Here is a 20,022-nt window from a genome sequence, read left to right on the forward strand (position 1 = left end):
GACCAAAAAGGCACCGAAAGGTGCCTTTTGCCTATCTGGCAACGGCAAACTCACATTGCCCGGTGTCGCATTCCTCACTCAGTCTGATAACGTGCGTCTATCGATTGCAGCCGTTATGCTTGGCCCGCAACTTCATGGACGCTTGCTATGACCCTCACAGAATTACGCTACATCGTTACCCTCGCCCAAGAGCAGCACTTCGGCCACGCCGCCGAGCGTTGCCACGTCAGCCAGCCGACCCTGTCGGTGGGCGTGAAAAAACTTGAAGACGAACTCGGTGTGCTGATTTTCGAGCGCAGCAAAAGTGCCGTGCGCCTGACCCCGGTCGGTGAAGGCATTGTCGCCCAGGCACAGAAAGTCCTGGAACAGGCGCAAGGCATCCGTGAACTGGCCCAGGCTGGCAAGAACCAGCTGACCGCCCCGCTGAAAGTCGGCGCGATCTACACCGTCGGCCCGTACCTGTTCCCACACCTGATTCCACAACTGCACCGGGTCGCCCCGCAGATGCCGTTGTACATCGAAGAAAACTTCACCCACGTGCTGCGCGACAAACTGCGCAACGGCGAGCTCGACGCGATCATCATCGCCCTGCCGTTCAACGAAGCCGACGTGCTGACCCTGCCGCTGTACGACGAGCCGTTCTACGTGCTGATGCCGGCCCAGCACCCGTGGACGCAAAAAGAATCCATCGACCCGGGCCTGCTCAACGACAAGAGCCTGCTGCTGCTCGGCGAAGGCCACTGCTTCCGCGACCAGGTGCTTGAGGCCTGCCCGACCCTGACCAAGGGCAACGACGGCGCCAAGCACACCACAGTGGAATCCAGCTCGCTGGAGACCATCCGCCACATGGTCGCGTCCGGTCTGGGCATTTCGATCCTGCCGCTGTCGGCGGTAGACAGCCATCACTACGCCCCGGGCGTGATCGAAGTGCGTCCGCTGTCGGCGCCAGTGCCATTCCGCACCGTGGCGATTGCCTGGCGCGCGAGCTTCCCGCGGCCGAAAGCCATCGAAATCCTCGCCGACTCCGTTCGCCTGTGCTCGGTGGCCAAGCCCGCCGCGCCGGTCACGGCCGGTTAAGCCAGGGTCATGACCGAGCTGTCGCAAGTGTCGGTGACGGCACTCAAGGGTGTCGGCGAAGCCATGGCCGAGAAGCTGGCCAAGGTCGGCCTGGAAAACCTCCAGGACGTGCTGTTTCACCTGCCGCTGCGTTATCAGGATCGCACCCGCGTGGTGCCGATCGGCCACTTGCGCCCGGGCCAGGACGCCGTGGTCGAAGGCACCGTCAGCGGTGCCGATGTGGTCATGGGCCGACGCCGCAGCCTCGTCGTACGCATGCAGGATGGCACTGGCGGGCTGAGCCTGCGCTTCTACCATTTCAGCAATGCACAGAAAGAAGGCCTCAAGCGCGGCACTCGGATTCGCTGCTACGGTGAAGTCCGGCCCGGCGCTTCGGGGCTGGAAATCTATCACCCGGAATACCGCGCCATCACCGGTGACGAACCGCCGCCCGTGGATGAAACCCTGACCCCGGTTTACCCACTCACCGAGGGCCTGACCCAACAGCGCCTGCGCCAGTTGTGCATGCAGACCCTGACCCTGCTCAAGCCGAACACCCTGCCCGACTGGCTACCGACCGAACTGGCCCGCGACTACCAACTGGCGCCGCTGGCCGACGCGATCCGCTACCTGCACAACCCGCCCGCCGACGCCGACGTCGATGAACTCGCCCTCGGTCATCACTGGGCCCAGCATCGCCTGGCCTTCGAAGAGCTGCTGACCCATCAACTGTCGCAACAACGTCTGCGCGAAAGCATGCGTTCCCTGCGTGCGCCAGCGATGCCGAAGGCGAAAAAGCTGCCGCCGAAATACCTGGCCAACCTCGGTTTCAACCCGACCGGCGCCCAGCAACGCGTCGGCAACGAAATCGCCTACGACCTCAGCCAGCACGAACCGATGCTGCGGCTGATTCAGGGCGATGTTGGCGCGGGCAAAACCGTGGTCGCCGCCCTCGCGGCACTGCAAGCGCTGGAGGCCGGTTATCAGGTCGCGCTGATGGCGCCGACCGAGATCCTCGCCGAGCAACACTTCATCACTTTCAAGCGCTGGCTCGAACCGCTGGGCATTGAAGTCGCGTGGCTGGCCGGCAAGCTCAAGGGCAAGAATCGCGTCACCGCGCTGGAACAGATCGCCAGCGGCACGCCGATGGTGGTCGGCACCCACGCGCTGTTCCAGGACGAAGTGCAATTCAAGAATCTGGCGTTGGTGATCATCGACGAACAACACCGCTTCGGCGTGCAGCAGCGTCTGGCGCTGCGGCAGAAAGGCGTCGGCGGGCGCATGTGTCCGCACCAACTGATCATGACCGCCACGCCGATCCCGCGCACGCTGGCGATGAGCGCCTACGCCGACCTCGACACCTCGATCCTCGACGAACTGCCGCCCGGTCGCACCCCGGTCAACACCGTGCTGGTCACCGACACCCGCCGCGTCGAAGTCATCGAACGGGTGCGCAGCGCCTGCGCCGAAGGGCGTCAGGCCTATTGGGTGTGCACCCTGATCGAAGAGTCGGAAGAGCTGACCTGTCAGGCCGCCGAAACCACGTTCGAAGACCTCACCGCAGCCCTCGGCGAGCTGAAAGTCGGGCTGATCCACGGGCGTATGAAGCCTGCCGAAAAAGCAGCGGTCATGGCCGAATTCAAGGCCGGCAACCTGCAACTGCTGGTCGCCACCACGGTGATCGAAGTCGGCGTCGACGTGCCCAACGCCAGCCTGATGATCATTGAAAACCCCGAGCGCCTCGGCCTTGCACAATTGCACCAGTTGCGTGGCCGCGTTGGCCGGGGCAGCGCGGTCAGCCATTGCGTGCTGCTCTACCATCCGCCGCTGTCGCAGATCGGCCGCCAGCGCCTGGGCATCATGCGCGAGACCAACGACGGTTTCGTCATCGCCGAAAAAGACCTCGAACTGCGCGGCCCCGGCGAAATGCTCGGCACCCGTCAGACCGGTCTGCTGCAATTCAAAGTCGCCGACCTGATGCGCGACGCCGACCTGCTGCCCGCCGTGCGCGATGCCGCGCAAGCGCTGCTGGAACGCTGGCCGACTCACGTCAGCCCATTGCTCGACCGCTGGCTGCGTCACGGGCAGCAATACGGCCAAGTGTGAGCACCGTCGCAGTTTGTACAGGATCGTTCCTACAGAGCTGGTTATACTCCTGCCATTGTTTCAAAAACGGATACAGACCATGACTGACGCAGCTCTCGCCCCCGAACTTCCGCACGCGCCGTCTGTAATTCGGCTGCTGCTCGGCAAGCTGGGGATCGCCTACGAAGAAGTGCTCGACCACCACGGCCTCAACGCTTCGCGCAAGGTACAAGCCGTGTTGCTGGACGATGCCGTCGGCGCGCTGATGGTGCTGTTTCCGCAGAGCCAGTTGCTGGACCTCAATCGCCTCGCCGAACTCACTGGCCGACGCCTGACCGCCGTGTCCACCGAGCGCCTGGAAAAGATGCTCGGCAAACACAGCCTGAGCCTGCTGCCGGGCCTGCCGGCACTCACCAGTTCGCCGTGCCTCTACGAAGAAAGCCTGCTGCGCGAGCCGAAACTGCTGATCAACTCTGGCGAGCCGGGCCTGCTGCTGGAAATCACCAGCGAAGCCTTCAAAACCATGCTGACCAAGGCCAGCGCCGCCAACTTCGGCGAAGCCCTGAGCAGCATCCGCCCGAACCTCGACCGCCCGGACGATGACCGCGAGGAAATCACCCAGGCCGTGCAGGCGTTCACTGCACGCCGGATTCAGCAGCGTCTGGAAGCGACCATCGAAATTCCGCCGCTGGCCGAGACCGCGCAAAAAATCATCAAGCTGCGCGTCGACCCCAACGCCACCATCGATGACATCACTGGCGTGGTCGAAACCGACCCGGCACTGGCCGCGCAAGTGGTGAGCTGGGCGGCGTCGCCGTACTACGCCTCGCCGGGCAAGATCCGTTCGGTGGAAGACGCGATCGTTCGCGTGCTCGGCTTCGATCTGGTGATCAACCTGGCGCTGGGCCTAGCCCTCGGCAAGACCCTGAGCCTGCCGAAAGACCACCCGCAACACACCACACCGTACTGGCAGCAATCGATCTACACCGCCGCCGTCATCGAAGGCCTGACCCGCGCCATGCCTCGCGCCCAGCGCCCGGAAGCCGGCCTGACCTATCTGGCCGGTCTGCTGCACAACTTCGGCTACCTGCTGCTGGCCCACGTGTTCCCGCCGCACTTCTCGCTGATCTGCCGCCACCTGGAAGTCAACCCGCACCTGTGCCACAGCTACATCGAGCAGCACCTGTTGGGCATCAGCCGCGAACAGATCGGCTCGTGGCTGATGCGCTACTGGGACATGCCCGATGAACTGGCCACCGCCCTGCGCTTCCAGCACGACCCAAGCTACGACGGCGCCTACGCCGAATACCCGAACCTCGTCTGCCTGGCCGTACGCCTGCTGCGCAGCCGCGGCATCGGCTCCGGCCCCGACGAAGACATCCCCGACGCCCTGCTCGAACGCGTCGGCCTGACCCGCGACAAGGCCAATGACGTGGTCAGTAAAGTCCTCGAAGCCGAAGTCCTGCTGCGCGAACTGGCGTCGCAGTTCAGCCAGGCCTGAACCAAAACAGGCCCGCTCCCCCAAGGTTTACACAACCCCTGTGGGAGCGAGCCTGCTCGCGAAGAATCCAACTCAATCCAACTGACTCAGCGAAACCCTGTGGTGAGGGGATTTATCCCCGACCGACTGCGCAGCAGTCGCAAACCCAGCCAACAGGGTGTGTCAGTTATATCGAGGTCTCGGGTTTTGGGGCCGCTGCGCAGCCCATCGGGGATAAATCCCCTCACCACAACAGCCCCTCCACTCAAGCCCTTCTACTCAAGCCTTAGGCTTGGCCTTCCTCGGCTTCAAATACTTCATCAACCCCTGAAACCACATCACCAGCGCCGGATTACCCTTGAGCTGGATCGACTTGTCCTGAATCCCCTGCATAAACGCCAACTGCTTGTTCTTCGCCTGCATCGTGGCAAAGGCATAACCCGCATCCTTGAACGCAATCGCAAACGCCGGCTCCGCCACCACGCCAGACTTGCTGGTGATGCGCTGATCCTTCACCACGAAATGCCGCGCCACTTTCCCGTCCAGCGTCTGCAGCTGAAACACCAGATCCTTGTCACCCAACTGCTGCTGGAATGCAGGATTTGTCCGGCTGGCCTTACCCATCAACAAACCCATCATCCACAGAAGAAAACGAAATTTCATGCGCACAGCCTCAAAAGGAAAATGAACGGCCGGGGCAGTGTAAGGGATTCAGACGATAACGCCACTATCGGCCGCTATTGGAAGATGATGCAGACCATTTCCCGCACGATGACCGCCAAGTCACGCCTCAGCACTCCACTTCCTACACCTGTTGAAACACATCCCTGTAGGAGCTGCCGAAGGCTGCGATCTTTTGATCTTCCAGCCTGCAAACCTATGGGAAATTTCCTGCAAAGTGCCGCGATACCTATGAACTAGGCAGGTTGGCAGTTCATCGATAGCCTCTGTGTGTCGCCGCAAAATCGGCGACTCGGACGTGCAAGTCCGGTTCAGGTGCACATTCGTTGATGGCATTTCGCCGAGCGTTTTCCTATGCTCGCGGATCGTTATGGCGGCTGTGCGTCGGAGGCCTTCGGGTCTGCCGGCCACCTGGACCGGTCTTGCACACCAACGCACAGCTGCCACCTCTTTCGAAGTGCAAAGCGAATAGGTGTCGGCCTCACAACTCCAGGAAGCTGCACCATGATCAAACCAACACCCAATCCCCCCGAAACCCCAGACATATCGCCCTACGAATCGTTGGAATCCAAGAAATTCCACGAAGCCGCCGAACGCGCCCTCGACCACCACTTCAAACCGCGCACCGAATCCCAACCCAGACGCGAAACCGGTCTCTTCAGCATCGCCCCCGGCACCGACGCCGAAGCCCTGATGGCCAACGCCTCCGAAGACCTCCTATCCATCAGCGCCATCGCCTGCGACCTCGCCGACGACCTCCACGGCTCCCGCCGCTCGGTTGCACTGGCCCTGAGCAGAATGGCGGATGGGGTGCGATTGATGGTGGAAGGGACGCTCGACCACATTGAAGTGCGGAACCTGGCGGCCAAGTCGTAGCGGGATTAGCGGATGAAAAAAGGGGACGTGCGTTCCCTTTCTGCAAGTGCCTGTAAAAACCCCAGGCACAAAAAAGCTGCCAACAAGGGCAGCTTTTTAACAAGCCGAAACCTTCAGCCAGCCAGTCGACCGACAGGCTCAAAATCACTGGATTTGGACAGTGCTACATCCAGAAAGCGGCTGCGCTTACCGGAACGCTTGGCCAAAATTTCACGAGCTTCGGCCTGAAACCGGGCAGCCATCATAGGCTTGGGTTCATGTTTGGACTTCTTCATGGAAACTTCTCGGGTCTCGAAATTTGAATGGATAATATTACCGAACCATAAATTTTTAGCCTGAGCCGCTTACGATTCGCTCATTGGCAAAGGCGGGATGATCTACCAAAAAGTAAGCCTGGATCAGGGCTATCACACCGCGCGATTGCACTGGCGCAGGGAAGAACAGAATGACGAGTGGTCCGGGCTAACAGGGTGCCGATAAATAAAGAGCTTCTATTCACTTCGTATCCTTCGAATTGATCAATTCCAGCTCACCATCTCGATACAACACCTCACACCCCAACCACGCCGGATCCACTTGCGGCATCACAGCCGATGGTTTGCGCAACTCGCGCAACAACGTCGAGCCATGCGACAACCGCCCGCCCATCCGCGCAATCACCGCCCGCGCCGCTTGATAGTGCGCATGACGGCCAGGATCGAGGGTCTCTTCGAGCAGGATGTCCTCGCCGAGAATGCCTTGCACTTGTCCTGGATAAATCATGAACCCGGTGGCCTGCTCCGCACCTTCGCGACCGTCCTGCCAGAAGCTGCCGTCTCGGGCGCGCACGTCCGGATGCAGCGCGAACCAGTGTTCGCGGTCGGCCAGTGGCATGGCGTGGTGCAGACGGAAGAAGATGCGCATCAGGTTGTCGCGGTACCACTCGCGTACTTGCAGGTAGTAGCCGCGCAGGCCCGGCAGGCCGGTCGAGTGCGCGAGGCGGATCAGTCCGGACCATTGCGGGAATGGCTGTAGCGGCAGCTCGCTCGACGCAGGTCGAGGGGTGGCCGGGTCGGTTTCCCACGGCAGTCGATGAGGACTGTTTTCCAGATTGTCGTACGCGGTCGGCGGGCGGCCCAGCCAATCGCCGCCGCTGCTGGCCAGTGCCGTGGCGATGCACAGATTGCCTTGCACCACGAACACGTAGAACCGGGAGAACCAGTCTGCTAATTGCTGGCCATCGGCATCTTGGGCGACCAGTTCGGCAAGCTCCCGATCGAAGCGCTGCAAGCCGTTTTCAAGGTTCAGCAAATGGCCGCGAGCCTTGCGTTGCATACGCAAAAACAGCGGCAACGAACGCAGCATCTTCAGCGGTTGCCACGGCAGATGCGGCGTCGCCCCACCGACTTCACCAGCGTAGTTGCTGGCGCTGATGCCCCAGTCGGCGAGTCGCGCGAGAAACAGATCATTGTTGATGTAGGAAGCACCGCCGAACACCGCGGTGAACGGCTCGTTGTCCTGCAGCACCCGCGCATCCCAGCGCGCCATGATCGCCGGGATACTCGCTGCCGCGCGGCGCTGGGCATACTCGACCAGCACGCTCGGTTGCGGCGGCAGAATCTCCGCAATGTTGGCGGCGGTCAGGTGCCGGCGCCAGCCGTAGTCGCTGATCGGCCGGTATTGCAGGAGCCAGAGTTGCGAGCCTTCCCAGGCCCATTCGACGTCGCCGGGCACGTAGTGGAACACGCGCAACACGTCTTGCAGAAAGCGCCAGAGCCGGTCTTCGGTCAAGCCGTGGGACGGGGTGAACGTGCCGCTGCGCCACGCATCACCTAGCCGCGAAAGCGTTGCTCGTGAAGGGCTAGCGTGTCCATCGGCCAGCGACTCAAGATGACCTTCAATCCATTCCAGTTCTACCGAGAGATGGCGCACGAACGCGATCCCGGAAACTACCGGCGTGATGAAGCGCTGCACCACCACTTCCTCGACGCCTTCGGCCGTCAGTTCGGCGATGCGTTTCGGCACATTGGCGGTCGGTTCGCGCAGATAGGTTGTGCTCAAACCGGCATTCGCCGAATCGGCCTGATCCTCGCCATAACTGGAGGAGCGCACCGCCCAGGTCACGTCGGCTTGGGCAGAGAGAAATGTTGGCAGACGCGGATCATTGCAATCGTTGAGCGTCAGCGCCGCCGGCACCGCTTGCCGCGCCAGTTCAGCCAGGCGCAAACGCCCGCCCTTGGTGTGCGCAACAAACCCGCGCTCGCCCGACTCCAGCCATTGCGCGAACTGCGCGGGCGAGTCGATCCACGGGTAATGGCCCCAACCGGGTTTGAGGCTGATAGTCAGATCAGCGCGAGCGAGAATCGCCGACCACGCCGCCGCTTGCTCGATGCCGAGCACAGCGTCCTGATCGCCCCAGACCAGCTCGACCGGATCGGTGACCCACTCCAGCAATGGCAGCGCGGTGTCGGCACGGATCAGATCCCAGTGCGGCACAAACGCACGACAGCGCGCATAACCGGCGCCCATGCGCAGGTACTGCGCGGGCGTCCAGGTCTGGTTGGAGAACTTGCGGGCGAACAGCATGGGTTTGTTCGACAGCAGCCAGTGAATGGTCTTGCGAATCGGCAGCGGCGACATCAGCGCCGGCAAGCGCCGCTGCCACAGAAATGCACCGACCGGCGCCAACAAAACGCTGCGGGAAAAGTGCCCGGGACGACGTTGCAGCGCATGCAGCACCAGCAGCGCATTGACCCCGACCGCCATGATCGCGCTGCCCTGTTCCGTCATCGCCAGCAAAGTCTGCGCGTAGTCCGCCAGATCCTCGCAGGGTGGCTGCGGATTGGCGCCGAAGCCCGGCAACTCCAGCGGCACGACTTCGTAGCGCTGAAAGTGCGGCAGCGCGTCATCCCACCAATCGGCAGCGCTGCCGTTGCCGGCCAGCAGGTACATCAACGGCTTGCTCATGAGCGATCCTCAGGTCAGATCGCGCAGAGCGGCGTCGAGGGTTGGATAACGGAATGTGTAGCCGGCCTCGGTCAAACGCTGCGGCACCACGCGCTGACCGTCAAAAAACAACTGCGCCATCTCCCCTGCCAGCGCACGTACTGGCGCGGCTGGAATGTGGAACCACACCGGACGCTTGAGGACCTTGCCAACGTTCTCGGCAAAGGCTGCCTGACTGACCGTTTCCGGCGCCACCATGTTGTAGGTGCCGCGCAGACTGTCGTCATTGAAAGCCCTTGCGATCACCTGAAGCACATCGTCGCGATGCACCCAGCTCATGATCTGCCGACCATCGCCCATGCGCCCGCCGAAACTCAGGCGGAACGGCAGCAGCAACGGCGTCAACGCACCGCCCGGGCCGAACACCACGCCAAGTCGCAACACCACCTGACGCACGCCAAACTCGGCGGCCGATTGCGCGGCGGCTTCCCAACTCGCGCAGAGTTCGGCCATGAAGCCGTCGCCCTTGCTGGCGTGTTCGTCGAGGCTTTCGCTGGCATCGCGCACGCCGTAGAAACCGATGGCCGAGGCTTGAATCCACAGTGCTGGTTTGTGCTCGGTGTTCTTCAACCAGGTCATCAACGCTTCGGTGGTGCCGACTCGGCTGGCGAGCAGATGCGCCTGACGCTTGGGACTCCAGCGTGGGCCGGCGACGGGCGCGCCAGCGAGATTGATCACTACGTCGAAGGTTTCGTCGTGGCTGAGTTCGCCGAGCGAATGCACGCAGCGGGCGCGGCCGTTGAATAGATTGGCCGCGTTCAACGGGTCGCGCGTTAGGACGCTGACCGAATGGCTGGCGTCTAGCAGTTGGTTGACCAAGGCTTCACCGATGAACCCGGTGCCGCCGGTGATCAGCACGCGCTTGAAAGCGCCGCTGGCAAACGGGTTAGACAGGCTCGTTGTGTTTACTGCAGGAGACTTCCGGCGGTCATGGCGATACAGCCACACCAGCGGCGGCAACAACACCAGCAACGCAAAACCGTCGAGCCACAGATGCGACCAAACCTGCTTTTGCGCAGACAGCCACATGTCCTGCGGCGCCCATAACAGGATGCCGGCGATCAACCATCCCCACACTGCTGGAGCTTTCAGGCGATTGCCCAAGTGCACCAACGCAAGCATGTACAACGAATAGCTTTGCAGCGTCGCGCCGAACAGCGCGAGCCACCAGACCTGTTGTTCGTGGCCGGCAATAGGTACCGCATCGGCGCCCCAGAATACGAGTTCGAGGGTGTGGAGGTAGCCGTCGAGTAAACCGGAGTGACCGGCCCAGGCCAGGGTGAGGCCGGCAAGTATGTGCACGATTGCGGCGGTGTATAACCAGAACACTACCGCGGGGCGAAGCGAGGTCGAGGGGGCTGGCATTCCGTGTCCTGAGCGCATTACTTGGGGTGGAGAGTTTAAGGGGGACGGGCAAAACTCAATACACAATCCGCCCCCATTCAACCTGCTTACTTTAATGCTTGGATGGTTGGGTCTTGATAGCTCGAATCAATTTCAATACCCGCCTTTTCCGCCTTGTTTTCCCGGGACTGCCGAATCGCAGCGTATTCTTTCAACTTGCCTGGTAGCAGTTCTTTCCAGTGTTTTTTATCTTCAGTCTCTGGAAAAGCAGCACTCCAATACTCACGGTCGGTAGTGAAGCTCAAACTCACCAAATAGGTTCCGCGCTCATTAGGAGCATCATCAGAATCTCGCCGCCATGCCTTCAACGTCAGATGATTGCCATCTTTGTGAAAATGCCAATTGTAAAATTTACCAACCTTCAACCACCGCTCAAGATCCAGTTCATAGTTCGGATCCAGCCACGGGTGGCTTAATACGTAATCCCCCATAACTTCATCAGCTGAATTAATCTTGTCAATCTGACTGCCCGAAATTCTTGGGTCAGAAGGTGCGTAATAGTGCATCCAACCCGCTTTTTTTATGTCTTTAATCAACCCGTACAAAAACGCTCGATACTCATCATGTTTGCTGCCATCCGGGAGGCTGCGAACCGATAAGTCAAGGTTCTCTATAGTCGTACCTACCTCACCATCTACTGCAGTGCTGACGCTGGCGACCTGATTCAATCGCAGATTTTTATTCACCTCAACTGACGGCAGATCATCGTCACCGAAAGACTTCTTGACTTTATACCAACACATGTTTACGTCAGAGATGCACTCTTTCGAGAAAGGCACCGGGGAATTAGAAAGTAGATCGTTGACCTCTTCGCCAATCTCAACACTGATTAGCGGATTTTTGTTCGTCATGGAGCCAGCTCCTACACTGTCTGAATCGCCGCATGCTGCAAGCAATAAAAAAACCAATAAGCCATAAAATTTCATTTCCGGTTTTTCCAGGTAGAGATCATCCCTATTTGCTGCTCCATATATTCTTTTTTCTGCCCCATCATTTTATGGTACTGCTCTGCAATTTCCTGAATGAACACCATTCGATCTGACTCGTTAAACAAATCGCCTTTCGTCATCTGAACTCTCAACTCCTTATTGTTCACATCACAAGCAGAACTAAAAGAGGCAACCCGTAACGGTACAAAAGGGGCACCTTCGGCAGCAGCTTGAGTCTGTAGAACCTTCTGAAACAGAAACCCGTTGTAAATAAGCGGCTGAAGAATTCTTCTTTGCTCATGATCAGCAATTGCCAGAAGCGATTGCTGCTGAAGATTTCGTTTCGCAACTGGATCAGATGTCGTCTCGGATTTTTTTATAAGATTGAAGCCAGTGGTGATATCTGGGGTCAAGCCCAGATTATTCAGAACGGGTAGTGCATCGTCTGCCCAAGGCAGTTCATCAATATTCATCTGAACTTGCGCATCACAGCTCTTGGCATTTCGCTTCGGCGCACAATCATTAAATTGTTCTGGATACTTTTTATAGAACCAGTGCCAAACAAAAATATCCTGAAACAGCCAAAAATTGCCCATACCGAGGCCGTTTTTACCTATTTTGTAGGGGATCTGAAACGGCAACGGCACTATCCCTGTCAGGTACGGTTCCGAAGGAATGTAATCCAGACCGCACATGACCTGCTTACTCGCGAAAGCTGCCAGCCCCATCCAATAAAATCTACCTTTTAAGTCTGGCTTTCCATCTTCACCACGCTCCAAATAAAACTCGGCGTAGGCAGCGGCGATGCGTGCGGCTCGTGCGCTGAAATCACCCACCAATACCATCTTGCTGGACGAAGAGAACCAGCTCGTCTCAGCCACACTTAGCCGACTGATCGCCTCTTGCTGCCCCATCGTCCACAATTTGTCACATTTCAACGTAATGTCTTGAACGGAGCAGCTCTGATTGTTTGTTTTGAAGGTAGCAACAGGTGTGCTCATTTATTTCTACTCGCTTCGTAATCGTCGGAGCCTTCCGGCACGATGAGTTCATCCCACATCAAATGGACTTCCGCGGTTTCCTCGCTATCGCTTACAACACGCGGGTGCAGACCCTCGGTGTTGCTTTTGGAGATTTTTGGAGCGACTGAAGAAGGGAGAATAATTGCGGCTTTTACCGACTTGATAGGTTGACCTAGGCCAGTCACAAAACGGATCTGTTCATCATATTTCGGGCTATTCGCAGTCCCGGATTTAAGTGTATTGCCCGCCCGAGCCTGATCAGCAATCAGTGGAATGATCGGAGCCAGAATCCCGATCCCGGTGCCACTCCCCGGCGAGCCGCCGGCATTAATCTTCACCACCGGCCCAACCACCGTCACACCACCGCCATCGAGCTTGATAAAGCTCCCACCCCCCAAGATGGTCAGCTCCGTCCCCGCCTCGATAACAATTTTGTCCCCAGCCTTGAGGTGAATCTCTTTGCCCACGCTGGTGAGCTGCGCCGTACCGAGTTTGACGTGTTGGTTCTGCCCAACAGTCAGGTGATCATCCAGCTTCGCTTCGATCTTGCGATCGCTGATGGTGGTGCGGTGTTCTTCAGCCTTGAGCTCGGTGTAGGTGTTCTTCACCACGGTGTCGTGGCGTTCGTTACCGACGCGGATTTTCTGGTCGTGCTCGATGTTTTCATCCCAATCACGCTGGGCGTGGATGTAGATCTGCTCAGCGCCTTTTTTGTCTTCGATGCGCAGTTCGTTGTAACCGCCGCCGCCCGGGGAGCTGAGGGTTTTGAAGACGCTGCGGGTTTTGTTGGCCGGCAGGGCGTACGGCACCGGGTTTTCCTTGTGGTACAGGCAGCCGGTGACGAGGGGTTGGTCGGGGTCGCCTTCGAGGAAGGTGACGAGGACTTCCATGCCGATGCGCGGAATGCTGATCGCGCCGTAGCGGTCGCCGGCCCAGGAGCTGGAGACGCGCAGCCAGCAACTGGTTTTGTCGTCGGCCAGGCCTTCGCGGTCCCAGTGGAACTGGACTTTGATGCGGCCGTATTGGTCGCAGTGGATTTCTTCGCCTTTGGGGCCGGTGACCATGGCGGTCTGGCTGCCGAGCACGCGCGGTTTCGGGTGTTCGAGGGCCGGGCGGTAGAACACGTCCCACGGGGTGGCGAGGAAGGTGTTGCGGTAGCCCTGGTGGAAGTCGTCCTTGTTGTCGGTGGTGTCGCTGGTCACGCCTTCTTCGAGGACTTGCGGCTGTTTGCCTTCGTGGAAGATTTCGGTGAGCAGCCACAGGTCGTTCCACTCGCTACGCGGGTGGTCGGACAGGGCCATGAAGTGGCCGCTGACCAGTTTGGTCTGGTCGCCGCGACCTTCGGCCTGGCGGTAGTCGGCGCGGTGGCGTTCGAGGGCGCGCTGGCTGAGGAACTTGCCGCGCGCACGGTCGATGAAGCGGCCCGGGTAGTCGTAGTCTTCCAGATCCGGTTCAGTGCTCTCGCCATCCGGCTTGTAAGCCGCTTCCATCTGCAGACGCGGTTTTTCGAAGTCGTAGTCGCGACGCGTGGTGCGGCTGGTGCGGGTTTCCAGGCGCAGCTTGAAGCCTTTGATCACCGGTTCTTCGGCGACCATGCCGCTGCCCTGTATGTAGGCAGTCGGCTGGCCGAGGTCGGGGAACACCGTTTGGTCATCACCGAACACCAGCAGGTGAGCCTTTTCGCTGTGCTGGAAGTGGTAGTGAATACCCTCCTCTTCGCACAGGCGCTGGACGAAGTGCAGGTCGGTTTCGTCGTACTGCACGCAGTAGTCGCGATCCGGGCACGGCTGGCTCAGTTGGAAGCTGTAGGCGTTGCCCTTGATCCCGTGTTCGTCGAGGATCAACGCGATGATTTTCGGCGCCGACATCTGCTGGTAGATGCGCTGGTTGGTGCGGTGATGCAGGTATTGCAGCTGCGGCACCAGCGAGACCTTGTAGCGGGTCAGGCGCTTGCCGGCATCGCCTTGGGCCACGCGGTAGATCTGCCCGTGAATGCCTGACCCTTGTGGATCGAACGCCAGAAACGCCTGCTTGTGCAGGAGCTTTTCCAGGTCCAGATCGGGGTTTTCGCTGACCAGTTCGAGGTCGAAACGAAACGGCTGGCTGATGCCTTCGGTGCCGGTGAACGACAGCACTTGCAGGTCGCCCACGTAGTCTTCGACCTTGAGGCTGAAGTGGGTTTCGTTAGCTGGGTTGAACATAAAGCGCTCCCTGTTCGAATGTCGTCCGTTACGCCCGAAGTCGCAACCGTTGCAGCCAGGACGAAGTGGCGCCCAAGGCGTCACGCAATTGTTGGGCAGTGATGGTGCGTTCTGCCGCGTTGAAGCTCAGCGCGGTTCGCAGCGCTGGCCAGCCGTGTTTCGGTAAGTTCGCCGGGGCTTGCAGCTCGCGCTCCAGGTGCTCGTCGCGGGCCTGGGTCGAGGGCAAGCGGCGGAACGGGTGTTTGCCGCTCGCCAGTTCATAGATCACGCAGGCCACGCCGTACACGTCCGCGCTGGCCGACAACGGTTGGCCCTCAAGCAGTTCGGGGGCGGCGTAGCCCGGGGTCCAGGCGTTGAAGCGCTCGCGGCTCAGGTGCGGCAGGCCGGGCAAGGTGCCCTCTTCTGCTTGGCCCAAGCCGAAGTCAAAGAGGCGCAGGCCGTCTTCACTGAGCATGACGTTGCTCGGCTTCATGTCACCGTGCAGCACGCCGCGACGGTGGGCGTAGGCCAGCGTGTCGAGCAGCGGCAGCGCGATGTCGCGCGTTTCTTTCCACGGCAGGCCGAGGGGCCGCTCGCAGAGCAATTTGTCCAGGGTCAGGCCACGCATGTATTCCATGGTGATGAAGGCCCGCTGGCAGTCGGTGTCGACTTCAAAGGTGTGTGCACGCACGACGTTGTCGTGGCGCAGGCGTCGGGTCAGGGCGAACTCGCTGTAGAGCAAGGCACTGGCGTCCGGCGATTCGGCAAATTCTTCGCTGAGAATTTTCAGCGCAATGTAAGGATCGGGATCGCCGAACTGCTCGTGCAGCAGATCTCGCGCCCGGTAGACCGCACCCATACCGCCCGCCCCGAGCAGACGCTCGAGGTGGTAGCGGCCGGCGAGTACGTCCGGCAATGCACCGATGCTGGCCTTGGTCGGCGCCAGCAACGGCTCTGCGTTGTTTGCCTTGGCGAAGGCGAAGTAGGTCAGGTTGCTGGCCTGCTCTTCGCTCATCAGCAAGTCATCGACTGAGGATTCGATTTCAGTCATTGGCGGATCACCACGGCAGTCAGGTTGTCCCGGGCGGCGCCACGCAGGGCGCCGTCGAACAGACGTTCCAGCGCCACATGCGGCGCGCTGAGGCTGAGGGCGTTGCCGAGGACATCGCTGCTCAGGCCCTGATACAAACCATCGCTGCACAGCAAAAACGCATCGCCCGGATAGACCTCGAGTTCGAGGACATCCAGGGTCAGCTGTTCGGCCGCACCGACGGCGCGGGTCAAGGCCTGAGCCGCCGGGTGCGCTGCCGCCTGTTCGACGCTCATCTGTTGCTCGTCGATCAGTTGCTGTTGCAGCGAATGGTCTTTGGACAGCTGATACAGCCGCTGCCCGCGCCACATATAGCAACGGCTGTCGCCAGCCCAGATGCAGGCCGCGCGATTGCCCTCCACCAGCAGCGCCACGACGGTGCTGCCCATGATGCTGTCGTGACGCCCGGCGGTGACCGTCAATTCCTGCCCCAAACGCCGGTTCAGCCAGTGCAGGCACTGGCGAATGGCTTTGAGGCGTTCGTCGAAGTCCTCGTGTTGCGGCAGTTCAGCCAGGCTGGCGACGATCAACTGGCTGGCGATGTCGCCACCCTGATGACCGCCCATGCCGTCCGCGACCACCCACAGCCCCTGCTGCGGATTGTCGAGGAAGGCATCTTCGTTGCGCGCCCGCACCTTGCCCGGATCGGTTCGCGCCGCGCTGCGCCAGGGACTGGCCACCAGCATCAGAGCTGCACCGGCATACGGAAGGTGCGCAGCACGCCCATGTCGAACGGGTTCGGCGTGCGCTGGCTGGTCAGCAGGTAGTTGGCGCGCAGACCACCCACGTCGGCTTTCAGCACCAGCACGTCGCGACCGGTCAGGTACTCGGTCTGCATCAGGTCGAACAGACGGAACAGCGACCATGGGCCGGAGTTCTTCTCGATACCGATCGGACGCCCGGCCATCTTGTCCATCACCAGGCTGGTGCGACCGTCTTCAGCATCGGTCGGCCACTTGAACGTCATCGGCAGGATCGGCCCGTGGCGGTATTCCATGGTCTTGTCGCCGAACTTGAACTCGGAACGGCTGACGGCCGGATCGAGGGTGTACGGCTCCAGTTTGAACTGCACGGTCGGCTCGGCCGGGTTGATCGAGAAGAAGCTCTGACGAATGGTCAGGGCTGCTGCCATCTGGTCGAGGTACATCTTCGATACCGGCAGGCTGTGACCGTCGACGCTGCGCATCCGGTAGTTGCCCGGGTCACCGCTGACGAACGGACGCATGTAGCTGTCGAAGAAGCGGTCGACGGTGCCTTGAGCGCGGAAGAACTCGCGGAAGTCGCTGATCGCCACATCGCTGGTACTGCTGGCGCTGAACGGATAACGCTTGCTGATGGTTTTGCCATACACGCTGTACAGCTCATTCTGATAACGGCCGTTCAGGTATTGGTAAGCGTCGTTAAGCACCAGGCGCCACGAGTCTTCGGCCAGCACGTTGAACCACACGCTCAGCGGACGCGGCAGGCGACCCGAGGCTGCACGCAGGTTGGTCAGCGCATCACGCTGGCCGCTCATGCGGGTTTTCGCCATTTCGAACGCGGCTTGTTCCGGCGTGCTGGAACGGGCCAGACCGGACAGTTGCAGTTGCAGGTCGTTGAGCGCGCTGATGGCCGGGGTCAGGTCTGCGGCCGGGCCGTTGTTGTCATCGAGCAAACGGTGCAGCGGCTCGAAGCGGCGTTGCAGCGACTTCTTCGCGGTGTCCGGCAGGCTTTTCGCCACGGCCATCGCCGAAGCCTTGTCCGCCACGGCAGACGCGAGTTTGCCGACCTTGCCCAGTTTGCCCTTCTGCCCTGCCAGTGCATCGGCGGCATCACCAGCTTCATCTACCGGATCGGCAGCAGCCGGGAAGCGCGTGTTTTCGCGCACTTCCGTGAGCAATGCCAGCACCGGCGAGTTGGCCGAAGTCAGGCCCGCCAGTTGCTCGGCGCCTTCACCGGCGTCGCTGATCGGCGGCAAGGCTACCTGGCCGACGGCTTCGCTCCAGTAGTTGGCGTAGTCACGGAAATACAGCTGCTCCAGCTCGACCATCAGGCGACGCAAGTCCATGTCGCTGATGCCCGCGCCTTCGCCCAGCACCCAGTTGTCACGCAGGATGTCGGTGACCAGCGCCGAACCCTGCACCGAGAAGTACTGCTGGTAACCCTGCTGGGTGTAGAAGCCCGGGATCACGTATTCGGTGCCGATGAACAGCGAGCCCTGCGGGCCGAGGTGTTGGCTGAAACGGTATTCCGGCAGGTTGCGCGCTTGCTCGCGGAGCATGCGGTAGACCACGGTGGCCAGCGATTCGGCGCGCAGCACCTGACGTGCCTGAGTCACCAGTTGATCGTTCAGCGGGTAGATGAACGGCTGCTTCAACAGGCGTTCGAGGTGGGTGTTCAGACCATTCTGCACCGCGGTGTTGCCGGTGTAGCGCTGCGACCAGTCAGTGGCGACCCAATCCTTGAGCCAAGCAGCGTCACGACGGTCCTTCATGTTCAGCATCAGGTACGCACGCAGGCTGTTGAGCAGCTTGTCGCGGTCCTTCATGTTGGCGCGGATCTGCCCTTCGAGCATCGTCGCGACCCGTGGCAGCAATTGCGCTTCGAGCTCGTGCTCGTAGGCTTGCTTGACCACCGGATTGACGTCTTCGCCCTGATACAGGCCGCCACGCTCGTGGTACGAAACGTCGCCTTTCTTCGGGAACACCTGAGTCGCGGCGTAGCTGGTATCGAGGGTTTTCAGCACGCCCATCGCATCATCACGCGGGGTCAGCGCCGAACGCTGCTGAGTCCAGTTCTGCGCCAGCGTGCGCAGGTTTTCCAGACGCTCATAGTTGGCCGAGAAACCACCGGCCCAGAGCATGCCGAACAGCGCCAGTGCCGCCAGTGCGCCAACGTACAACGCACGCTGACCCCAATGGATACGGCTGCGTTCGCGCTTGTCGAGGCCGGCCAGATCCGACTCCGGGAAAATCACCCGACTGAACAGATGATGGATGAAGCGCGAACGGCCACTGCGCAGGGTCGGCAGCACGCCGGCACTCATGCCGAGGCTGGCGCCGATGCCGGCGGTGGTCGCGTCCATTTCCTGTGTCAAGTGCGGAGCGCTGGTCAGGTAGAACCCACGCAGCAGCGACGCGCGCTGATACCGGTTGCCAGTGAACGCCATGTCAACGAACAGGCATAGACGCTCGCCGATCTGCCCCAGTTGATGCGGGAAGTCGAGGATGCGGCCACGGCGCTGGGTATCGCGCTCGGAGTGCATGCGCATGATCACCTGATTATTCAGGCGCCGCAGCAGCTCTTCGAACTCGCCGCGCAGTACCGCGACGTCGGTACCGACCTGATCCTTGCGGAAACTGGTCCCCAGCACCTGATCGCTTTCTTCGCGGGTCAGTTGATCGAAGAACTCGTCGAACCCGAGCAGCTTGTCCGCCTTGCTCAGCACCAGATATACCGGCACATCGACGTGCAGTTTCTGATAGACGTCTTGCAGACGACCGCGCACCTGGCGCGCCAGGGTGTCGATGTCCTGCTCGCTGCCACCGATCAGCGATTCCACCGGAATGGTCACCAGCACACCGTTCAACGGACGCCCGCGACGACGCTTGCGCAGCAGTTCGAGCAAGGTGGTCCAGGCACTGCCGTCGACTTCCGCGTCCGGCTGTGTGGTGTAACGTCCGGCGGTGTCGATCAGCACACCGTGGTCGGCGAAGTACCAGTCGCAATGACGGGTGCCGAGGGTGTCGCGGGTCAGCTTGCGGTCGATCTTGTTGATCGGGAATTCTAGCCCGGAGAAGTCCAGCAGGCTGGTCTTGCCGGAGGCCTGCGGACCGATCAGCAGGTACCACGGCAAGTCGTTGCGCCAGCGTTCGCTGCGGCCGCGATACAGGCTCGAAGTCTTCAGGGTTTTCAGCGCGTCCTTGAAGCGCGCCTTCAACTCTTTCTGTTCTTCTTCGATCAGCTCGTCACGACGGATGCGGTCCTGACCGTCTTCGGTTTCTTCGACGGCTTTCTTGCGGATGCCCGCGCGCCAGCTGACGAAGACCATGGTCAGGCCCCAGATCAGGAACAGCACGGCGATGGTCAGCAGACGCGAGGTCGCGCTCTCCCAGAACTTGTAGTCATCCACCGCCAACAATGGGCCGACGAACCACACCAGCAGCGCCACGAACAGCACCAGCAGCAGAGTCCAGACCCAGGTCTGGCGCAGGAAGGCGCCGACTTTCTTGAAAAACTTTTTCATCACACGTCC

The 20,022-nt window shown here is 60.6% G+C and carries 14 protein-coding genes; 4 read left to right on the forward strand and 10 right to left on the reverse strand.

Annotated elements, in window-relative coordinates; translation table 11 throughout:
* Positions 1-147: 147 nt before the first annotated feature.
* The 3 genes from JN524_RS09625 (at position 148) to JN524_RS09635 (ending at position 4,642) form a co-directional block, all read left to right on the forward strand.
* Entirely contained in the window at positions 148-1,077 is a 930-nt protein-coding gene (locus JN524_RS09625) for a hydrogen peroxide-inducible genes activator (protein ID WP_007962352.1), read from the forward strand.
* Positions 1,078-1,086: 9 nt separating this feature from the next.
* Complete coding sequence (gene recG, locus JN524_RS09630; RefSeq protein WP_003229518.1) at positions 1,087-3,162, forward strand: ATP-dependent DNA helicase RecG; 2,076 nt, start codon at positions 1,087-1,089, stop codon at positions 3,160-3,162.
* 79 nt (positions 3,163-3,241) lie between these two features.
* Positions 3,242-4,642 (forward strand): aminoacyl-tRNA deacylase and HDOD domain-containing protein, encoded by a 1,401-nt coding sequence (locus JN524_RS09635; RefSeq protein ID WP_202369202.1) that lies wholly within the window; start codon positions 3,242-3,244, stop codon positions 4,640-4,642.
* Between the two features lie 258 nt (positions 4,643-4,900).
* Here the strand turns inward: JN524_RS09635 and JN524_RS09640 are convergent, their stop codons facing one another.
* A complete protein-coding gene (locus JN524_RS09640; RefSeq protein ID WP_086792441.1) occupies positions 4,901-5,284 on the reverse strand; it encodes a helicase in 384 nt (127 codons plus the stop codon).
* Positions 5,285-5,806: 522 nt separating this feature from the next.
* Here JN524_RS09640 and JN524_RS09645 point away from each other — a divergent pair.
* Positions 5,807-6,178: a DUF6124 family protein gene (locus JN524_RS09645; RefSeq protein ID WP_202369203.1), complete on the forward strand. Its 372-nt coding sequence runs from the start codon at positions 5,807-5,809 to the stop codon at positions 6,176-6,178.
* 113 nt (positions 6,179-6,291) lie between these two features.
* Here JN524_RS09645 and JN524_RS09650 read toward each other — a convergent pair whose 3' ends face one another.
* The 9 genes from JN524_RS09650 to tssM form a co-directional block, all read right to left on the reverse strand.
* The gene (locus tag JN524_RS09650) at positions 6,292-6,453 is read right to left on the reverse strand and encodes a hypothetical protein (protein WP_202369204.1); all 162 of its coding nucleotides are present in this window, start codon (positions 6,451-6,453) and stop codon (positions 6,292-6,294) included.
* A 220-nt stretch (positions 6,454-6,673) separates the two neighbouring features.
* On the reverse strand, positions 6,674-9,124 hold the full coding sequence (locus JN524_RS09655) for an alpha/beta fold hydrolase (RefSeq protein ID WP_202369205.1): 2,451 nt from the start codon (positions 9,122-9,124) through the stop codon (positions 6,674-6,676).
* Between the two features lie 9 nt (positions 9,125-9,133).
* Positions 9,134-10,528, reverse strand: coding sequence for a TIGR01777 family oxidoreductase (locus tag JN524_RS09660; RefSeq protein ID WP_202369206.1), 1,395 nt, complete (start codon positions 10,526-10,528; stop codon positions 9,134-9,136).
* Positions 10,529-10,614: 86 nt separating this feature from the next.
* The gene (locus JN524_RS09665; RefSeq protein ID WP_202369207.1) at positions 10,615-11,493 is read right to left on the reverse strand and encodes a hypothetical protein; all 879 of its coding nucleotides are present in this window, start codon (positions 11,491-11,493) and stop codon (positions 10,615-10,617) included.
* On the reverse strand, positions 11,490-12,497 hold the full coding sequence (locus JN524_RS09670; RefSeq protein WP_096795403.1) for a DUF2515 family protein: 1,008 nt from the start codon (positions 12,495-12,497) through the stop codon (positions 11,490-11,492). The genes JN524_RS09665 and JN524_RS09670 overlap by 4 nt, the downstream gene beginning before the upstream one ends.
* On the reverse strand, positions 12,494-14,719 hold the full coding sequence (locus JN524_RS09675; protein ID WP_202369208.1) for a type VI secretion system Vgr family protein: 2,226 nt from the start codon (positions 14,717-14,719) through the stop codon (positions 12,494-12,496). The genes JN524_RS09670 and JN524_RS09675 overlap by 4 nt, the downstream gene beginning before the upstream one ends.
* Before the next feature lie 28 nt (positions 14,720-14,747).
* Positions 14,748-15,749, reverse strand: a complete 1,002-nt coding sequence (locus JN524_RS09680; protein ID WP_202369209.1) for a serine/threonine-protein kinase — start codon at positions 15,747-15,749, stop codon at positions 14,748-14,750.
* Positions 15,746-16,474, reverse strand: coding sequence for a PP2C family protein-serine/threonine phosphatase (locus JN524_RS09685; protein ID WP_202369210.1), 729 nt, complete (start codon positions 16,472-16,474; stop codon positions 15,746-15,748). Before JN524_RS09685 ends, JN524_RS09680 begins: the two co-directional genes overlap by 4 nt.
* The gene (tssM, locus tag JN524_RS09690) at positions 16,474-20,013 is read right to left on the reverse strand and encodes a type VI secretion system membrane subunit TssM (RefSeq protein WP_202369211.1); all 3,540 of its coding nucleotides are present in this window, start codon (positions 20,011-20,013) and stop codon (positions 16,474-16,476) included. Before tssM ends, JN524_RS09685 begins: the two co-directional genes overlap by 1 nt.
* Positions 20,014-20,022 lie beyond the last annotated feature (9 nt).

The organism is Pseudomonas sp. MWU318 (genome assembly GCF_016756945.1).
GTDB classification, from domain to species: domain Bacteria; phylum Pseudomonadota; class Gammaproteobacteria; order Pseudomonadales; family Pseudomonadaceae; genus Aquipseudomonas; species Aquipseudomonas putida_A.